The sequence below is a fragment of the Nonomuraea sp. NPDC050663 genome (genome assembly GCF_044456985.1).
Taxonomy (GTDB): domain Bacteria; phylum Actinomycetota; class Actinomycetes; order Streptosporangiales; family Streptosporangiaceae; genus Nonomuraea.
Genome location: NZ_JBITGL010000006.1, coordinates 168,762 through 185,516 on the forward strand (window position 1 = coordinate 168,762; position 16,755 = coordinate 185,516).

Sequence of the window (16,755 nt, forward strand, 5' to 3'; positions counted from 1 at the left end):
GGGAGATCAGTGAGCAAGCTACGCAGCGCTCTTCTCATCGTCGTGGCGGCCGTGGTGGCCGTCATGGCGGGTCAGGTGCTGGCCGCGCCCGCCGGCGCTGCCGAGGAGGGACCGCAGACCGTGGTCGTGTCTGTCAGGCCGGACAACACTCGATAGCCCTCGGCGGCAGTCGATAGCCCTCGGTGGTACTCGGCGGCCCTCGGTGGCCCTCGGCTGCGCTCGATAGCCCCCGACAGCCGTCGCAGCAGCCCTCGGCAGCGCTCGGCAGCGCTCGGCAGCGCTCGGCAGCAAGGCCAGCGCAAGCCATCGGCAGCCTGTGCGCTGCGAAGCAGTCTGTGCGCTGCGGAAAGCGCGATATCGCGTTGCGGCGAAGGGGCGGCGTTGGCCACGCTGATCCTCATGGACATCCCGCACCGGCAGATCCGTGCCGTGTTCGACGAGGAGGCCGTCACCGTCTACCAGGCCTACGACCCGGCGATCGCCTCCCTCGCCGTGGCCGCCCAGAGTTTCGTGCCGCCGTTCAAGCGCGACCGCATGACGTGGATCAAGCCTCCTTCCTGTGGATGATGTACCGCTGCGGCTACGCCACCAAGCCGGGCCAGGGACGGGTGCTGGCCGTCGAGCTGGACAGGGACGGCTTCGAGTGGGCCCTGGCGCGTTCCTGCCTGAGTCACGGCGCGGCGGACAAGGCGGCGCACCCGGTGCGGGTCCAGTGGGATCCCGAGCGCGACGCCCATCACCGGGCTTTGCCGTACCGGTCGATCCAGATCGGGCTGTCGGGCGAGGCCGTGGAACGTTATGTCGGCGGGTGGATCAGGACGATCACCGACGTCACGGAGCACGTCACCGGCCTCCACCGGGCCCTGCGCCGGGGCGAGGACCTCACCGCCCGCCTGCCGGACGAACGCCCCTACCCGCTGTCGCGGGAGCTGGAGAGCACCCTCGGGATCACCGCAGCCCGGCCGCCCACGGCGGGTCCGCGCCGGGCACCGCGCACGTCCGCGCCGCAGCCCTGACCCCCAGTTCCAGCGCTCGTTCCACGACCGCGGGGGTGAGCCTGTCGAGGCGGCCGCCGAGCATCCCGGCGGAGCCGAGCGCGTGCAGCAGCCCGGCCGTGAAGGTGTCGCCCGCGCCGACCGTGTCGACGACGTCGATCGCCGGGGCGGGCACCTCGATCTCGGCGCCGTCGAGCGACGCCCTGGCCCCGCGCGCCCCGAGCGTGACCACCACGAGCCTGACACCGAGTTCGTGCCATCGCTCGCACGCCTCCCGCTCCGTCAGCCCCAGGTGCTCCAGGTCCTCGTCGCTGACCCTGATGAGGTCGGCGAAGGCCGCCCATCGCGGCAGCGCCGCCAGATACCGCGCCGGAGGCACGATCGACGGGCGCACGTTGGGGTCCAGCGAGATCGTGGCGTGCGGGCGCGCCGCGGTGAACAGCTCCTCGACCTGCGGGGCGAGCACCAGGGTGAGCGAGCCGCCGTGCAGGCACAGGCTTTCGTACGGCACGCGCGCCGAGAGCTCCTCGGCGCTCCACGCCCAGTCGGCGGTGCCGTCGACGTAGAAGGAGTAGGAGGCGCTGCCGCAGGCGTCGAGGGCGGCGATGGCCAGGGTGGCCTGCTCGGAGGCCTCCACCACCTGGCTCAGGTCGACGCCCGAGGCGAGGAGATGGTCGCGCAGCAGGTCGCCCACCACTCCCCCGGCGAGCCTGCCCAGGTAGCGGGTGGGGGTGCCGAGCCTGGCCAGCGCGACGGCGGTGTTGACCGGCCCGCCGCCGGGCCGTACGCGCAGATCGAGACGGCCGGTTCCGGGAGTGGCGAAGGCATCGGCGACGGCCTCGCCGATCACGGTCACGGTCGCGGTCATCGCTCTTCCCTTGGCTCGGGAGGAAGACTGTAGCGTGATCGGTATGAGCCTGCCCAGCCGTGCCCACGTGGTGATCATCGGCGGCGGAGCCGTCGGCACCAGCGTCGCCTACCACCTGACCTCCTTGGGCTGGACCGATGTGGTCCTGCTCGAACAGGGCAAGCTCTCCTCCGGCACGACCTGGCACGCCGCCGGGCTGGTGGGCCTGCTGCGGGCCAGCGAGAGCGGCACCCGGCTGGTGCAGTACTCCGCCGAGCTCTACCAGCGCCTGGAGGCCGAGACGGGCCTGGCCACCGGCTACAAGGCGTGCGGCGGCCTGATCGTGGCGCGCACGAAGGACCGCATGGTCCAGCTGAAGCGCACCGCCGCGACGGCGGCCGTGTTCGACCTGGAGTGCGAGCTGCTCACGCCCCGGCAGGCCGGGGAGATCTATCCGATCCTGCGCACCGACGACCTGGAGGGCGCGATCTGGCTGCCGGGCGACGGCACGGTCAATCCGACCGATCTGACCCAGTCGCTGGCCAAGGGGGCCAGGCAGCGCGGCGCGCGCGTCTTCGAGCGCACCCGCGTGACCGGCATCGAGCCCGGCTACACGGTGATCACCGACCAGGGTGTGATCGAGGCGGAGGTCGTCGTCAACTGCGCGGGGCAGTGGGCCAAGGCGGTGGGCGCGATGGCCGGGGTGAACGTGCCGCTGCACTCGGCCGAGCACTTCTACGTGGTGACGGAGCGGATCGAGGGGGTGCGGCCCGACTATCCGATCCTGCGCGACCCCGACGGCTACACCTACGTCAAGGAGGAGGTCGGAGGCCTGGTGGTGGGCGGGTTCGAGCCCGAGGCCAAGCCCTGGCTCTCCCCCGATCGCCTGCCGTACCCCTTCGAGTTCCAGCTCCTGGAGGAGGACTGGGAACACTTCGAGGTGCTCATGAACAGCGCCCTGCACCGGCTGCCGGTGCTGAACGAGACGGGGATCAAGAAGTTCTACAACGGCCCCGAGAGTTTCACGCCCGACAACCAGTTCATCCTCGGCGAGGGGGCGAGGAACTTCTTCGTCGGCGCCGGCTTCAACTCGGTCGGCATCGCGAGCGCCGGCGGCGCGGGCAGGGCGCTGGCGGAGTGGATCGTCGGCGGCGAGCCGGCGATGGACCTGGGCGGCGTCGACATCCGCCGGTTCGGCCCGTTCAACGGCAACAACCAGTGGTTGCGCGCCCGGGTGTCCGAGGTGCTGGGGCTGCACTACGAGATCCCGTGGCCCAACCGCGAGCTGGCCACGGCCAGGCCCTTCCGCCGCTCGCCCGTGCATCACCTGCACGAGGGCGCGTTCATGGGGTCGAAAATGGGCTGGGAGCGGGTCAACGTCTTCTGCCCCGAGCCGGTCGTCTACTCGTGGGGGCGGCAGAACTGGCAGCCGTACGCCGACGCAGAGCACCGGGCCTGCCGCGAGGACGTGGCGCTGTTCGACCAGACCTCCTTCGGCAAGCTGCTGGTCAAGGGCGCCGACGCCGAGCGCGGGCTGCAGTGGGTGTGCACCAACGACGTGGCGGTGGAGCCCGGGCGCACGGTGTACACGGGAGTGCTCAACGAGCGCGGCGGCTACGAGGCCGACGTCACCGTGACCAGGCTCGCGGCCGACGAGTACCTGTGGGTGACCAGCGCGGGCAGCGTCTACCGCGACCTCGACCACCTGCGGCGCCACCTGCCCGGCACGGTCGCGGTGGTCGACGTGACCGCCATGTACGCGGTCTTCGGCGTCATGGGCCCGCGCAGCAGGGAGCTGCTGCAGAGGCTGACCCGGCAGGACCTGTCCCATGCCGCCTTCCCGTTCGGCACCAGCCGCGAGATCGACCTGGGGCCCTACACCGTGCGGGCGACCAGGATCACCTACGTGGGCGAGCTCGGCTGGGAGCTGTACGTGCCGGTGGAGTTCGCCGTCGGCGTCTACGAGCTGCTCCTGGAGGGCAACCCCACGCGCGCCGGGTACTACGCGATCAACTCGCTGCGGCTGGAGAAGGGCTACCGGGCGTTCGGCGCCGACATCGGGCCCGACGACAACCCGGTCGAGGCGGGGCTGACGTTCACCTGCAAGGACGGGCCGTACCTGGGGCGCGAGGCGGTGGAGAAGGCGACCAGGAAGCGGCGGCTGGTGTCGTTCGTGGTGGAGGACCCCGAGGTGATGCTCTGGGGCGGCGAGCTGGTGCTGCGCGACGGGGAACCGGCGGGCCGCATCACGTCGGCGGCGTGGGCGGCGACCACCGGGTCGTGCGTGGCGCTGGGGTACGTCGACGGGACCGAGGGGCGGTTCGAAGTCAACGTCGGCGGTGACGTACGGCAGGCGAGGCTGCACCTGCGCCCGCCGTACGACCCGAAGAACGAGAAGATCAGAAGGTGACGGGCAGCCGGTCGACCCCGCTGGTGAGCTTGTCCGGCTGGCGTTCGATCTGCTCCGCCGGCATCGCCAGCCGCAACCCCGGGCAACGTTCGACGAGCTTGCTGAAGACCACCCGAAGCTCGATGCGGGCCAGCGGGGCGCCGATGCAGTAGCGCAGCCCGTGACCGAACGCGATGTGGTGGGCGTTCTCCCTGGTGATGTCGAAGCGGTCCGGCTCGGGGAACGCCTCGGCGTCGTGGTTGGCCGCCGTGGTGTCGAGCACGATCAGATCGCCGGTTCTCACGGCCGCGCCGCAGATGTCCAGGTCGGTTCGGGCGTAGCGCGGGATCACGCCGATCGCGTCGGCGGGCATGCGCAGCATCTCGTCCACCGCACCCTGGATCAGTTCCGGCCGCTCGACCAGCAGCTCCCACTGCGACCGGTTCTCCAGCAGGAAGAGCGCGCCGAGCTCGATGGCGACGACCGTGGTCTCGTGCCCGGCGAACAGCATCGCCATGGAGAGCATAGCGATCTCGTCGTCGGAAACGGTGTCGATCATGCGGGAGATGAAGTCGTCACCCGGTTCCTTGCGCTTGCGCCGGACCAGCTCCTGCCCGTAGCCGTACAGGGCGAACAAGCCCTGCTCCGACAGCTCGCGGTTGGTGACGTCCGAGGTCTGCTGGCTCCATTCGCGAAACTGCGGCCGGTCCTCGTAGGGCACGCCCAGCAACTCACAGATCACCAGGATCGGCAGCGGCAGGGCGAGCGCTTCGCACAGGTCGGCGGGCGAGGTCATCGCGTCGATCAGCTGGTCGGTGAGGGCCTCCACGCGAGGGGTGAAGGCACGCATACGTTTGGGCGAGAAGTGCGGCTGGAGCCGGTCGCGCATACGGGCGTGCTCTTCGAGCTCGGTCTCGAAGCCGCCGCGGGGCCCGCCGAACAGGGCCGACTCACCGGTACGCGCGGCGTTCGCCGGATCGGGATGGGAGCGGCCCAGTCGCTCGTCCGACAGGTACTTCTTGACCTCCTCGTAGCCGGTGACCAGCAGGGCCTCGTGCCCGACGCGGGTGCGGACGCGATGCACGGGGCCCTGCGCGGCCAGCGCGCGTAAGAGTGGGGGGACTTCCAGCGGATGCTCAGCCGGGAACGGCAGCTGTGGAGTCATGCCCCCAAGAAATCATCGAAGGAAGGCCGCCGCCACCCCCGCGTCGACCGGGATGTGCAGGCCCGTGGTGTGGCTGAGCTGGGTGAGCAGGAACACCGCCTGGGCGATGTGCTCGGGCAGTACCTCGCGCTTGAGCAGCGTGCGCTGGGCGTAGTACTCGCCCAGCTTCTCCTCCTCCACCCCGTAGACGGCGGCCCGGTTGGCGCCCCAGCCGGAGGCGAAGATGCCCGAGCCGCGCACCACGCCGTCCGGGTTGACGCCGTTGACGCGGATGCCGTGGGCGCCGAGTTCGGCGGCCAGCAGGCGCACTTGGTGGGCCTGGTCGGCCTTGGCCGCGCCGTAGGCGACGTTGTTCGGGCCGGCGAAGACGGCGTTCTTGGAGGAGATGTAGACGATGTCGCCGCCGAGGCCCTGGGCGATCATCACCTTGGCGCTCTCGCGGGCGACCAGGAAGGAGCCGCGGGCCATGACGTCGTGCTGCAGGTCCCAGTCGGCGACGCTCGTCTCCAGCAGGCTTCTCGACAGCGACAGCCCGGCGTTGTTGACCACGAGGTCCACGCCGCCGAAGGCCAGGACCGCCTGCCGTACGGCGTCGGCGATCTGCTCCTCGCTGGTGACGTCGACCTGGACGGCCAGCGCCACGTCGGCGTTGCCGAGTTCGGCGGCGACCTTCTCGGCCGAGCCGAGGTCGCGGTCGGCGACGACGACGCAGGCGCCCTCGGCGGCGAGCCTGCGGGCGGTGGCGGCGCCGATGCCGCTGCCGCCGCCGGTCACGAGGGCGACGCGGCCGGCCAGGGGCTTGGGCGCGGGCATGCGCCGCAGCTTGGCCTCCTCCAGCTCCCAGTATTCGATGCGGAACTTCTCCGACTCGTCGATGGGCGCGTAGGCGGAGATCGCCTCGGCGCCGCGCATCACGTTGATGGCGTTGACGTAGAACTCGCCGGCGACGCGCGCGGTCTGCTTGTCCTTGCCGAAGGAGTACATGCCGACGCCGGGGACCAGCACGATCGCCGGGTCGGCGCCGCGCATCGCGGGTGAGCCTTCGACAGCGTGGCGGTCGTAGTAGGCCGCGTACTCCTCGCGGTAGGCGGCGAACTGTGCCTGGACGTCTCCGGAGGGGTCCAGGACGAGCGGGGCGACCTTGGTGCGCAGGAAGTGGTCGGGGCAGGAGGTGCCGAGCGCGGCCAGTTCTTCCAGGCGCTCGCGGGAGACGAAGTCGAGCACCTCGGGCGAGTCGGTGAAGTGGCCGACCTGGGGGCGGTCGGTGGAGGCTAGGCCGCGCACCAGCGGGAACAGCTCGGCGGCCCTGGCCAGGCGTTCCTCGGTCGGCAGGGGCTCGCGGACGAGCGCGCCGAAGGGGTCGGGGCGGCCGTGTTCGGCGATGTAGCGCTCCGCCGTACGGATGATCTCCAGGCTGTTGGCCTGGCACTCGTCGGAGGTGTCGCCCCAGGCGGTGATGCCGTGGCCGCCGAGGATGACGCCGATGGCCTGCGGGTTGGCCGCCTTGACGGCGGCGATGTCGAGGCCGAGCTGGAAGCCGGGCCGGCGCCACGGCATCCAGAGCACCCGGTCGCCGAAGATCTGGCCGGTCAGCCGCTCGCCGTCGGCGGCGGTGGCGATGGCGATGCCCGCGTCTGGGTGCAGGTGGTCGACGTGGACCGCCTCGACGAGGCCGTGCATGGCGGTGTCGATCGAGGGGGCGGCGCCGCCCTTGCCGTGCAGGCAGAAGTCGAAGGCGGCGACCATCTCGTCCTCGCGCTCGACGCCCGGGTACACCTGCGTCAGCGCGCGCAGGCGGTCGAGCCGCAGGACGGCCAGGCCGGGCTCGGTCAGGGTGCCCAGGTCACCGCCGGAGCCCTTGACCCACATCACGTCGATCTCGGAGCCGGTCACCGGGTCGGTCTCGGCGCCCTTGGCGGAGGCGTTGCCGCCGGCGTAGTTGGTGTTGCGCGGGTCGGCGCCGAGCGTGTGACACCGGTTGAGCAGCTGTTCGACACTGTTGTTCACAACGGGGTTCATGGTGGTTCTCAGGCCCCCCAGCCTGCTTGCGCGCCGCCGACACGGTCGGCGCAGATCTTCTCGAAGTAACCGGATCGGGCGTAGGCGCCCATGGGGTCGGGGTCCAGGCCCATGCTCTCTCGCAGGGAGGCGAGCATCGGCCGCACGTCGGTGTTGTAGGCGTCCATGAGCACGGCGTTGGCGCCGAGCACGTCGCCCTCGCTCTGGGCGGTGGCCAGCGCGTCGCGGTCGAGCAGCAGGGCCTTGGCGGTGGCCTCCTGGACGTTCATGACCGAGCGGATCTGGCCGGGGATCTTCGGCTCGATGTTGTGGCACTGGTCGAGCATGAACGCCACGTGCGGGCCGTACCCTCCGCCGCCGATGACCTCGACCATGATGCGGAACAGCTGGAACGGGTCGGCGGCGCCGACCATCAGGTCGTCGTCGGCGTAGAAGCGGGAGTTGAAGTCGAATCCGCCGAGCTTGCCCTCGCGCAGCAGGAACGCGACGATGAACTCGATGTTGGTGCCCGGCGCGTGGTGGCCGGTGTCGACCACGACCTGCGCCTTGGGGCCGAGCTTGAGGCAGTGCGCGTAGGCGGTGCCCCAGTCGGGCACGTCGGTGGCGTAGAAGGCGGGCTCGAAGAGCTTGTACTCCAGCAGGAACCGCTGGCCCTCGCCGAGGCGGTCGTAGACCTCCTTGAGCGACTCGGCCAGGCGGTCCTGGCGGGCGCGCAGGTCGTCCTGGCCGGGGTAGTTGATGCCGTCGGAGAACCACAGCTTGAGCGTGTCGGAGCCGGTGGCGTCCATGATGTCGACGCACTCGAGCAGGTGGTCGGTCGCCTTGCGCCGCACGGCCCTGTCGGGGTGCGTCACGCTGCCGAGCTTGTAGTCGTCGTCCTGGAAGACGTTGGAGTTGATCGCTCCGATGGCGACGCCGTGGTCTCGGGCGTGGGCGGCGAGGTGGGCGTAGTCGTCGACCTTGTCCCAGGGGATGTGCAGGGCGACGGTGGGGGCGACGCCGGTGAAGGCGTGCACCTGGGCCGCGTCGGCGAGCTTCTCGTAGGGGTCGCGCGGCACGCCTTGCTGGGCGAAGACCTTGAAACGCGTGCCGGAGTTGCCGTACGCCCACGAGGGTGTCTCGATGTGCTGCTCGCGTAGCCGGGAGGCTGTGTCCATGGGGGTCCCCGATTCAGCTGAGATGGAAGATCTCGGTCAGCGGCGTCATCTGCTCGTCCGGCCGCCCGGACTCGAAGAAGGGCGCCATCTCCGCCTGCCAGCGCGCGTTGACCTCGGTGGCGTCCATGCCCTTGAGGGCCGCCTCGAAGTCGTCGGTCTCCAGGTAGCCGACCAGGAGACCGTCGTCGCGCAGGAACAGGCTGTAGTTGCGCCAGCCCGTCGCGCTGAGGGCCGCCAGCATGTCCGGCCACACCGCCTCGTGCCGCTTCTTGTACTCCTCCAGGTGCTCCGGCTTGACCCTGAGCAGGAAGCAGACTCTCTGCATGACCTCACGTCCACGAAAAACGTTTTAATGTCTGCCAGGAAGGTAGGACGCGCCAGATCCCCTGTCAATTGCGGTTTCTGGATTATTTCGTTTTAATCATGCTCCATGACGGTGAGCATCAAGGAGGTCGCCGAGCACGCGGGCGTCTCCCCGGGCACGGTGTCCAACGTGCTGAACCGGCCCGACAAGGTGGCCGCCGCCACCCGCAGCCGGGTCGAGGCGGCCATCCGCGAGCTGGGTTTCGTACGGCACGGCTCGGCTTCGACCCTGCGCGCGGGGCACAGCAGGACCATCGGCCTGTCCGTGATCGACATCGGCAACCCCTTCTTCACCGACGTGGCGGCCGGCGTCGAGGACGTGGCCAGCGAGCTCGGCTACGCCGTCATCCTCGGCAACTCGGCCGGCTCGCGCGTCAAGGAGGAGCGCAACCTGCTCGTCCTGGCCGAGCAGCGGGTGCGCGGCGTGCTCATCACCCCCTCCGACGAGGACCTGGCCAGGCTCGACCGGCTGCGCGAGCGCGGCATCCACGTCGTCCTGGTCGACCATCCGCCGCACCGCCCCGACCAGTGCTCGGTGGCCGTCAACGACCTGGCCGGCGGCCGCGCCGCCGTGGAGCACCTCGTCGGGCGGGGCAGCGAGCGCGTCGCGTACGTGACCGGGCCGCTCACCATCCGCCAGTGCCAGGACCGGCTCGCGGGCGCCCGGCTGGCGCTGCCCGCGGGGATCGAGGTCGTCGAGATGGGCGCGATGAACGCGCGGGCGGGCGAGCAGGCCGCGGCCAAGCTCGTGGCCTCCGGCGAACTGCCCGACGCCGTCTTCTGCGCCAACGACCTGCTGGCCCTCGGCATGTTGCGCGGGCTGCTGCAGGCCGGAGTCCGGGTGCCCGAGCAGGTCTCGCTCGTCGGCTACGACGACATCGACTTCGCCTCCGCCTCCGCCGTGTCGCTCACCTCGATCAGGCAGCCGACCTACCAGCTCGGCAAGGTGGCGACGGAACTGCTGCTCGACGAGTGCGACAACCCCGTCACCCACGCGCACCAGCAGATCATGTTCCAGCCCGAGCTGATCGTGCGGGAGTCGACCCGATGACCCGGTTCGCCGCCGTCGACCTGGGCGCCTCCAGCGGGCGGGTGATCGTCTCCGACGCCTCGCTCACGCTGACCGAGGTGCACCGCTTCCCCAACGGGCCCGTCGAGCGGGCGGGCTCCCTGCACTGGGACATCCGCGGGCTGTTCGGGGAGATCGTCGAGGGCCTGCGCAAGGCCGGGCCCGTCGACTCGATCGGCATCGACTCCTGGGCCGTCGACTACGGGCTGCTCGACTCCTCAGGGGAACTGCTCGGCGACCCCTTCCACTACCGCGACAGCCGTACCGACGGGGTGATGGACCGCGTCCCGCGCGAGCTGCTGTACGGCGTCAGCGGGCTGCAGTTCCTGCCCTTCAACACCGTCTACCAGCTGCTGGCCGAGCGGCGCCTCGACGCGGCGTCGGTGATGCTGCTCGTGCCCGACCTGCTCACCTACTGGCTGACCGGGACGATCGGCGCCGAGGTCACCAACGCCTCCACGACCGGGCTGCTCGACGTGCGCACGCGGACGTGGTCGTCGCCGCTGATCGCCGAGCTGGGGCTGCCCGCCGGGATCTTTCCCGAGATCCGGCAGCCCGGCGCGCCCGCGGGCCGGGTGAAGCCCGGCCTGCTCGGGTGGAGCGCCCCCGTCACCGCGGTCGCCTCCCATGACACCGCCTCCGCCGTCGCCGCCGTCCCCGCCTCCCCCGGCTCGCGCTTCGCCTACATCTCCTGCGGCACCTGGTCGCTGGCCGGGGTCGAGCTCGCCTCGCCCGTGCTGTCGCCCGAGAGCCTCGCCGCCAACTTCACCAACGAGGCCGGGATCGACGGGACCATCCGCTACCTGCGCAACGTCATGGGCCTGTGGCTGCTGCAGGAGTCGCTGCGGGTGTGGGGGCTGACCAACGCCGACCTGCCGGGCCTGCTGCGGGCCGCCTCCGCCGAACCCGCCTTCGCCTCCGTCGTCGACCCCGATCTGCCCGCCTTCCTGCCGCCCGGCGACATGCCCGCCCGCATCGCCGCCGAGTGCGCCAGGACCGGGCAGCCGGTGCCGTCCGCGCCCGCGGCGTTCGTCCGGTGCATCCTGGAGAGCCTGGCCCTCGGCCACCGCGCCGCCATCCGCCAGGCGGTGGCGCTGAGCGGGCAGGAGGTCGAGGTCGTCCACCTCGTCGGCGGGGGCTCGCGCAACACGCTGCTGTGCCAGCTGACCGCCGACGCGTGCGGGCTGCCGGTGGTGGCCGGGCCCGTGGAGGCCACGGCGCTGGGCAACCTGCTGGTCCAGGCGCGTACGGCGGGCGTGGTCGGGTCGCTGGCCGAGATGCGGGCCCTGGTGGCCTCGACGCAGCGGTTGGAACGATTCGAGCCGTCGGGCTCCGGCGCGGCCTGGGAGGCGGCGGAGGCTCGCGTCGGGCTCCTCGGGGAGCGCTGCCCCTAGACGGCGGCCGGGCGGTAGTCCAGCACGATGGCGCCGGAGCTGAAGGCGGTCGTCCCCGCCAGTTGCCAGGCGCTGGTGTCGACCCCGTCGGGGAACATGCGCTTGCCCGCGCCGACGACGACCGGGTGCAGCCAGAGCTTGAGCTCGTCGACGAGGCCCAGCTTGATCAGCGAGGTGGTCAGGTCGCCCGCGTAGGTCAGGATGTCGCCGTCGTGGCGCTCCTTGAGCGAGGCGACCTCGCCGGCGAGGTCGCCGGTGATGATCGTGGAGTTGTTCCACTCGGCCTTGTCGAGCGTGGCCGAGACCACGTACTTCGGCAGGGTGTTCATCCGGACCGCGAACTCCCCCTCGGTCTCCTCCATGTGCGGCCACACCTCGGCGAAGCCCTGGTAGGTCACCCGGCCGAACAGCAGGGCGTCGCTGGAGAACAGCCGCTCGCTCGCGTACGCGGCGTGCTCGTCGTTCCAGTACGGACCGGTCCAGGACGGGTCTTCGACGACACCGTCCAGCGAGATGTAGACCAGTGAGACGATCTTGCTCATATATGTCGCTCCAAGAGATCAGCGGGAATTCAGCGTGAGCCCTCGCCGCCGGGGGCGGGGATGGCGTGCTCGGCGGCCCTGCTGGCCTCCTCCCACCCCGCCCAGACCTCCATCCGGCGGCGGGAGATGTCGAAGGCCAGGTCGTAGACCATGCTGCCGAGCAGCAGCCGCAGCGGCGGCTCCTCGGAGTCGACGAGCTTCAGCATGGCCTCGGCCGCGAGCCGCGGGTCGCTGTCGATCGACCCTTCGGCCCACTGCCTGGCCAGCTCCTCCCGCAGCGGGCCGTACGGCTCGGCGGGGGTGGTCGAGGCCATGGCGGTGTACAGGTCGGTCCAGTAGCCGCCCGGCTGGACGATGCTGACCTTCACCCCGAAGGCGGCCGCCTCCATCGCCAGCGCCTCGCTCATGCCCTCCAGCGCGAACTTGCTCGCGCTGTACAGGCCGGTGCTCGGGAAGCCGCCCAGGCCGCCGATGCTGGAGATCTGCACGATGTGGCCGGAGCCCTGCTCGCGCATCAGCCCCATGGCCGCCTGGCTGACCCACAACGCGCCGAAGAAGTTGACCTCCAGCTGGGCGCGGGCCTCGGCTTCCGTGAACTCCTCCACCATGCCCGACGACATGGTCCCGGCGTTGTTGATCACGATGTCGAGCCGCCCGAAGTGCTCGGCCGCGGTGGCCATCGCGGCGAACACCGCCGCCCGGTCGGTCACGTCGACCGCCAGGGGCAGCACGCGGTCGCCGTGGACCTCGTCGAAGTCGCCGCGCGCGGCGCTCCGGGAGACGGCGACCACCTGGTCGCCCCGCTCCAGCGCGGCCACGGCGTAGGCTCGGCCCAGGCCGCGGCTGGCGCCGGTGATGAACCAGGTGCGTGCGGAGGAAGAAGGCATTCGAGAAACTCCTAGGGCTCACACGAGACAAGACGGCTCGTCTTGTCTCGTGTGGTGAACTGTACAAGAGATGCGCGCCGTACGCAAGACGCTGCGTCTCGCTAATTGGCGGCCTAGGCGGCGTCGAGCGCCGCGGTGATCTTGCGGGTCATCTCGGCGGCGGTGGGGCTGGGCTCGCCCTTGTACGCCCGGGCGGCCGCGTCGAGGGCCACCAGGACGGTGTCGCGGAACTCCACGGCGAGCGCGGGGTCCTGCCGCTTGAGCAGCGCGACGGAGGCGGTCAGCGCGGGCAGCACCCTGTCGGCGATCTCGGCGGCGTTCCTGCCGTCGATGTCGACGCCCGGCTTCTTCTCGGCCAGCACGTGGCCGATCGGGCCGGTCGCGGCGTACAGGGCGAGCGATCCGGCGGTGGCGGCCTTGTGCGCCGAGCCGGCCACGTCGGCGGCGGCCAGCAGGGCGACGGCGCCGTAGGCGGCGCTGCGGAGGGTGAGCTTGTCCTGGGCGGAGAAGGTGACGGACATGGCGGTTGCTCCTGTGGGTCGGTGGCGAACTTCGATGACCTGACGATCGCGGACCGCTCTGACGGCGTGCTGTCATCGGGCTGATGCGCCCGCTGACATCCGGGCCGCGCGCACGTCAGGGGGTCGCGGTGACCGCCCCCGTGCGCCCGCCGCCATTGACTTCACGAGTCAAGCGGTCGTAATGTGAGAGCGCTCTCTCAGTCGCGACATGCGTCAGAGAGAGCGCTCTCAATCCTCGAGGATCTCGCCGCCGTGGGCCTGCCGCCCACGGCGGACATTCGGCCACGCCCCCCGATTGAGAGGCGCCATGCGCATCCCCCCTCGCATCGCCCGCATCCTCGCCACCACCCTCCTGGCCGCCCCGCTCGCCGTGGCGAGCGCCTCCCCCGCCCAGGCCGTCGGACCCGCCATCCTGCCCGTCACCGTCACCAACAACAGCGGCCGCGCCGACGCCGTACACCTCTACGTGCTCGGCACCAACCTCGCCACCGGACGCCTCGGCTACGTCAACGCCGCGGGCACGTTCACGCCGTGGAGCGGCGGCCAGCTCCCGCCGTCACCGGCGCCCGACGTGTCGATCGGCGGGCCGGGCAACGGCGGCAGCTCGACGATCCGATTCCCGCGCGGCTTCTCCGGCCGGGTCTACTTCTCCCTGGGCCAGAAGCTGCAGTTCTTCCTCACCCCCGACGGGCTCGTCCAGCCCGCTCCCTGGGCGGGCGGCGACCCGAACAGGACCATCCTGTTCGACTGGAGCGAGTTCACCTACAACGACGCCGGCTTATGGCTCAACAGCTCGCAGGTGGACATGTTCGCGGTGCCGCACGCGGTCTCCGTGACGGGAGCGTCCGGCGCCACCAAGCGCACCGGCGACCTCGTCGCCAACGGCCGTGACGCGATCATCAACGCCATCCGCGCCCAGGCCGGATGGTCGGGCACCGTGACCACGCGCTCGGACGGCACGGTGCTGCGGGTCCTGTCACCCGGCAAGGCCGCCGACGCGGGCCTGCTGTCCCCGACCTATCTCGACTCCTACATCGCCTCGGCCTGGAACGCCTACACCGCCAAGACGCTGACCGTCGTCCCGTTCACCGACCAGCCGAACACCAGGTACTTCGGGCGCACCAGCGGCAGCGTCATGACGTTCACCAACAGCTCGGGCGCCCAGGTGGCGTCGTTCAACCGGCCGTCGAGCGCCGACGTGTGGGGGTGCGCGGGCAACCTCCACGCGCCCAACGACCTGGTCGTCGGGCCGATCGCCCGGACCCTGTGCGCCGCGCTCAACCGGGGCACGCTGGGCACCGTCGACACCCAGCCGAGCCTCAACGCCGCCGAGTTCTACAGGAACAACCCCACCAACCACTACGCCCGGATCATCCACGCGAACATGACGGACGGCAAGGCGTACGCGTTCCCGTTCGACGACGTGGGCGCCTTCGAGTCGCTCGTGCACGACGGCGACCCCCGGTCGGCCGGGATCATCCTCACCCCCTTCACCGGGGGTGGCGGCAACCCGGCCAGGACGATCGTCGGCCCCGGCGGCAAGTGCGTCGACGTCTCCGGCGACGACAACGGTGGCAACGGCGCCGCCGTACAGCTGTGGGACTGCCAGTCGTGGGCGGTCGACCAGCGCTGGACCCGCAACGGCGACGGCTCGCTGCGGACGCTCGGCCGGTGCCTGGACGTGGTCTCGGGCGGTACGGCCAACGGCACGAAGGTGCAGTTGTGGGACTGCAACGGGACCGGGGCCCAGGTGTGGGCGCCGCAGGCCGACGGCTCGCTGCGCAACCCGCAGTCGGGACGCTGCCTCGACTCCCCCGGCGGCGCCACCGCCAACGGCACCCGCCTGCAGATCTGGGACTGCAACGGCACGGGGGCGCAGAGGTTCCCGCTCTCCTGACGGCCCGCGGTGCTCCTCTCCTCGCGGTGCCGCCCGCGGATGACCATGATGGGTCCCAGCGCCCTCGCGGGAGGCGCGCGGGAGAGGAGCACCGGTGCCGACCACCACCCGCATGAGCCGGCGAGCGTGGGCGCTGCTCCTCGTCCTGTGCGGCACGATCTTCCTCGAGGGCGGCGACGTGGCCATGCTCGCCGTCGCCCTCCCGACCATCCGCGCCGACCTGGGCCTGTCCACGGGCACCGCCGCCTGGGTGATGAGCGGCTACGTCCTCGGCTACGCGGGCTTCACGCTGCTCGGCGGACGCTCGGCCGACCTGCTGGGCCGGCGGCGCATGTTCCTGACGTGGCTGGTCGTCTTCCTGGCCTTCTCGGCGCTGGGCGGTCTGGCCACCGACGGCTGGATGCTCGTCGTGGCCAGGTTCGTCACCGGCGTGGCGGCGGCCTTCATGACGCCCGCCGCCATGTCGATCATCACCACGTCCTACCGGGAGGGGCCACAGCGCGACAGGGCCCTGCTCGTCTTCGCCGGGGTCGGCGCCGGCGGCTTCTCCCTCGGCCTGGTCATCGGCGGCCTGCTGACCGAGCTCGGCTGGCGCTGGGTGTTCTTCGCCCCCGTGGTGTTCGGCGGCGTCATCCTGGCGGCGGCGCTGCGGCTGATCCCCGCCGAACCCCGCCCCGCCCGGCCGGGGACGGGCGGCTACGACCTGGCGGGAGCGGGCAGCGCCGCCGGCGCGATGCTGCTGCTCGCCTACGGCATCGTCCGCCTCGAACACGGCGGCGACGGGCTCGCGCTCACCCTCGGGTCGCTGGCCGCCGGGCTGGCGCTGGTGGCGGCCTTCATCGCCGTCGAACGGCGGGCCAGGACGCCGCTCATCCGGCTGGAGATCTTCCGCAAGGCCGCGATGGTGCGCGCCGACGTCGCCGCGATGCTCTTCCTGGGGGCGTTCTTCGGCTTCCAGTTCATCGTCACGCTGTACTTACAGGAGTTGCGCGGCTGGTCCTCCCTGCAGACGGCGATCGCGCTGATCGTGATGGGCTGCGACGCCGTCCTGGCTCCCCTCCTCACTCCTCGCCTCGTCCGGCGGTACGGCCACGCCCGGGTGATCTTCGCCGGGTTCGTGCTGGCGATCGTGGCCTACGGGCTGTTCCTGCCCGTCGGGATGGGCTGGCCGTACCTGGCGATGTTCCCGACGCTGCTCCTCTCGGGCATGGCCTTCGCGCTCGCCTACGGGCCGCTCACCATCGCCGCCACCGAGGCCGTCGGCGCGGAGGAGCAGGGCCTGGCCGGGGGCCTGCTGTACACGTTCACCCAGTTCGGTTCGGCGGTGGGCATCTCGGCGGCGACCGCCGTCTACGGGCTGGCCGGAGGTGACGGGTCGCCGCGGGCGCTGCTCGACGCCTACCGGGCCGCGCTCGCCGTACCCGTGGTCATGGTGCTGGTGGGCGCGGCGATCGCCGCCGTGGGGCTGCGCCGCAGGGGCGGCGGCTGACATCTGTCACTCCGCGTCGAT

Annotated in this window: 14 protein-coding genes and 1 pseudogene; 7 read left to right on the forward strand and 8 right to left on the reverse strand. The window is 71.3% G+C overall.

Annotation, left to right across the window (positions count from 1 at the left end; all coding sequences use genetic code 11):
* The first annotated feature begins 9 nt into the window (after nucleotides 1-9).
* Nucleotides 10-156: a hypothetical protein gene (locus ACIBH1_RS21065; protein ID WP_397315500.1), complete on the forward strand. Its 147-nt coding sequence runs from the start codon at nucleotides 10-12 to the stop codon at nucleotides 154-156.
* A gap of 243 nt (nucleotides 157-399) precedes the next feature.
* Nucleotides 400-1,016, forward strand: a pseudogene (locus ACIBH1_RS21070) (DUF4291 domain-containing protein).
* On the opposite strand, the gene ACIBH1_RS21075 reads toward ACIBH1_RS21070, so the two are convergent.
* A complete protein-coding gene (locus ACIBH1_RS21075; protein WP_397315501.1) occupies nucleotides 949-1,863 on the reverse strand; it encodes a carbohydrate kinase in 915 nt (304 codons plus the stop codon). The pseudogene ACIBH1_RS21070 and the gene ACIBH1_RS21075 overlap by 68 nt on opposite strands.
* Nucleotides 1,864-1,906: 43 nt before the next feature.
* Here ACIBH1_RS21075 and ACIBH1_RS21080 point away from each other — a divergent pair, with 43 nt between their 5' ends.
* Nucleotides 1,907-4,252 carry an FAD-dependent oxidoreductase gene (locus ACIBH1_RS21080; RefSeq protein WP_397315502.1) on the forward strand — a complete coding sequence of 782 codons (2,346 nt, stop codon included), beginning with the start codon at nucleotides 1,907-1,909 and terminating at the stop codon, nucleotides 4,250-4,252.
* On the opposite strand, the gene ACIBH1_RS21085 is transcribed toward ACIBH1_RS21080, so the two are convergent.
* From ACIBH1_RS21085 to ACIBH1_RS21100, 4 genes are read right to left on the reverse strand one after another with little or no spacing between them, the layout of a single operon-like run.
* The gene (locus tag ACIBH1_RS21085; RefSeq protein WP_397315503.1) at nucleotides 4,242-5,396 is read right to left on the reverse strand and encodes a cytochrome P450; all 1,155 of its coding nucleotides are present in this window, start codon (nucleotides 5,394-5,396) and stop codon (nucleotides 4,242-4,244) included. The genes ACIBH1_RS21080 and ACIBH1_RS21085 overlap by 11 nt on opposite strands.
* A 12-nt stretch (nucleotides 5,397-5,408) precedes the next feature.
* Nucleotides 5,409-7,415, reverse strand: coding sequence for a bifunctional aldolase/short-chain dehydrogenase (locus ACIBH1_RS21090; protein WP_397315504.1), 2,007 nt, complete (start codon nucleotides 7,413-7,415; stop codon nucleotides 5,409-5,411).
* Nucleotides 7,416-7,423: 8 nt separating this feature from the next.
* Nucleotides 7,424-8,572, reverse strand: a complete 1,149-nt coding sequence (gene rhaI, locus ACIBH1_RS21095; protein WP_397315505.1) for an L-rhamnose isomerase — start codon at nucleotides 8,570-8,572, stop codon at nucleotides 7,424-7,426.
* A gap of 13 nt (nucleotides 8,573-8,585) precedes the next feature.
* Complete coding sequence (locus ACIBH1_RS21100) at nucleotides 8,586-8,897, reverse strand: L-rhamnose mutarotase (protein WP_397315506.1); 312 nt, start codon at nucleotides 8,895-8,897, stop codon at nucleotides 8,586-8,588.
* A gap of 105 nt (nucleotides 8,898-9,002) precedes the next feature.
* On the opposite strand from ACIBH1_RS21100, the gene ACIBH1_RS21105 reads away from it, so the two are divergent.
* Together ACIBH1_RS21105 and ACIBH1_RS21110 are read left to right on the forward strand one after the other, a co-directional pair.
* Complete coding sequence (locus ACIBH1_RS21105) at nucleotides 9,003-9,986, forward strand: LacI family DNA-binding transcriptional regulator (protein ID WP_397315507.1); 984 nt, start codon at nucleotides 9,003-9,005, stop codon at nucleotides 9,984-9,986.
* Nucleotides 9,983-11,398, forward strand: coding sequence for a rhamnulokinase family protein (locus ACIBH1_RS21110; protein ID WP_397315508.1), 1,416 nt, complete (start codon nucleotides 9,983-9,985; stop codon nucleotides 11,396-11,398). The genes ACIBH1_RS21105 and ACIBH1_RS21110 overlap by 4 nt, the downstream gene beginning before the upstream one ends.
* On the opposite strand, the gene ACIBH1_RS21115 is transcribed toward ACIBH1_RS21110, so the two are convergent.
* The 3 genes from ACIBH1_RS21115 to ACIBH1_RS21125 all read right to left on the reverse strand — a co-directional run bounded on the left by ACIBH1_RS21115 (nucleotide 11,395) and on the right by ACIBH1_RS21125 (nucleotide 13,348).
* Nucleotides 11,395-11,940, reverse strand: a complete 546-nt coding sequence (locus ACIBH1_RS21115; protein WP_397315509.1) for a dihydrofolate reductase family protein — start codon at nucleotides 11,938-11,940, stop codon at nucleotides 11,395-11,397. The genes ACIBH1_RS21110 and ACIBH1_RS21115 overlap by 4 nt on opposite strands.
* A 29-nt stretch (nucleotides 11,941-11,969) precedes the next feature.
* Entirely contained in the window at nucleotides 11,970-12,827 is an 858-nt protein-coding gene (locus tag ACIBH1_RS21120) for an SDR family oxidoreductase (RefSeq protein WP_397315511.1), read from the reverse strand.
* A 113-nt stretch (nucleotides 12,828-12,940) separates the two neighbouring features.
* Nucleotides 12,941-13,348 (reverse strand): hypothetical protein, encoded by a 408-nt coding sequence (locus tag ACIBH1_RS21125; protein ID WP_397315512.1) that lies wholly within the window; start codon nucleotides 13,346-13,348, stop codon nucleotides 12,941-12,943.
* Between the two features lie 307 nt (nucleotides 13,349-13,655).
* Between ACIBH1_RS21125 and ACIBH1_RS21130 the strand changes: the two genes are divergently transcribed.
* Nucleotides 13,656-15,245 carry a beta-1,3-glucanase family protein gene (locus ACIBH1_RS21130; RefSeq protein WP_397315514.1) on the forward strand — a complete coding sequence of 530 codons (1,590 nt, stop codon included), beginning with the start codon at nucleotides 13,656-13,658 and terminating at the stop codon, nucleotides 15,243-15,245.
* 94 nt (nucleotides 15,246-15,339) lie between these two features.
* Nucleotides 15,340-16,734 (forward strand): MFS transporter, encoded by a 1,395-nt coding sequence (locus ACIBH1_RS21135; protein ID WP_397315515.1) that lies wholly within the window; start codon nucleotides 15,340-15,342, stop codon nucleotides 16,732-16,734.
* The last annotated feature ends 21 nt before the right edge of the window (nucleotides 16,735-16,755 follow it).

Coding starts and splice junctions, on each gene's coding strand:
- ACIBH1_RS21100 (WP_397315506.1), bottom strand. CDS start 8,897: ATGCAGAGAGTCTGCTTCCTGCTCAGGGTCAAGCCGGAGCACCTGGAG.
- ACIBH1_RS21090 (WP_397315504.1), bottom strand. CDS start 7,415: ATGAACCCCGTTGTGAACAACAGTGTCGAACAGCTGCTCAACCGGTGT.
- ACIBH1_RS21085 (WP_397315503.1), bottom strand. CDS start 5,396: ATGACTCCACAGCTGCCGTTCCCGGCTGAGCATCCGCTGGAAGTCCCC.
- ACIBH1_RS21130 (WP_397315514.1), top strand. CDS start 13,656: ATGCGCATCCCCCCTCGCATCGCCCGCATCCTCGCCACCACCCTCCTG.
- rhaI (WP_397315505.1), bottom strand. CDS start 8,572: ATGGACACAGCCTCCCGGCTACGCGAGCAGCACATCGAGACACCCTCG.
- ACIBH1_RS21105 (WP_397315507.1), top strand. CDS start 9,003: ATGACGGTGAGCATCAAGGAGGTCGCCGAGCACGCGGGCGTCTCCCCG.
- ACIBH1_RS21075 (WP_397315501.1), bottom strand. CDS start 1,863: ATGACCGCGACCGTGACCGTGATCGGCGAGGCCGTCGCCGATGCCTTC.
- ACIBH1_RS21120 (WP_397315511.1), bottom strand. CDS start 12,827: ATGCCTTCTTCCTCCGCACGCACCTGGTTCATCACCGGCGCCAGCCGC.
- ACIBH1_RS21110 (WP_397315508.1), top strand. CDS start 9,983: ATGACCCGGTTCGCCGCCGTCGACCTGGGCGCCTCCAGCGGGCGGGTG.
- ACIBH1_RS21125 (WP_397315512.1), bottom strand. CDS start 13,348: ATGTCCGTCACCTTCTCCGCCCAGGACAAGCTCACCCTCCGCAGCGCC.
- ACIBH1_RS21115 (WP_397315509.1), bottom strand. CDS start 11,940: ATGAGCAAGATCGTCTCACTGGTCTACATCTCGCTGGACGGTGTCGTC.
- ACIBH1_RS21080 (WP_397315502.1), top strand. CDS start 1,907: ATGAGCCTGCCCAGCCGTGCCCACGTGGTGATCATCGGCGGCGGAGCC.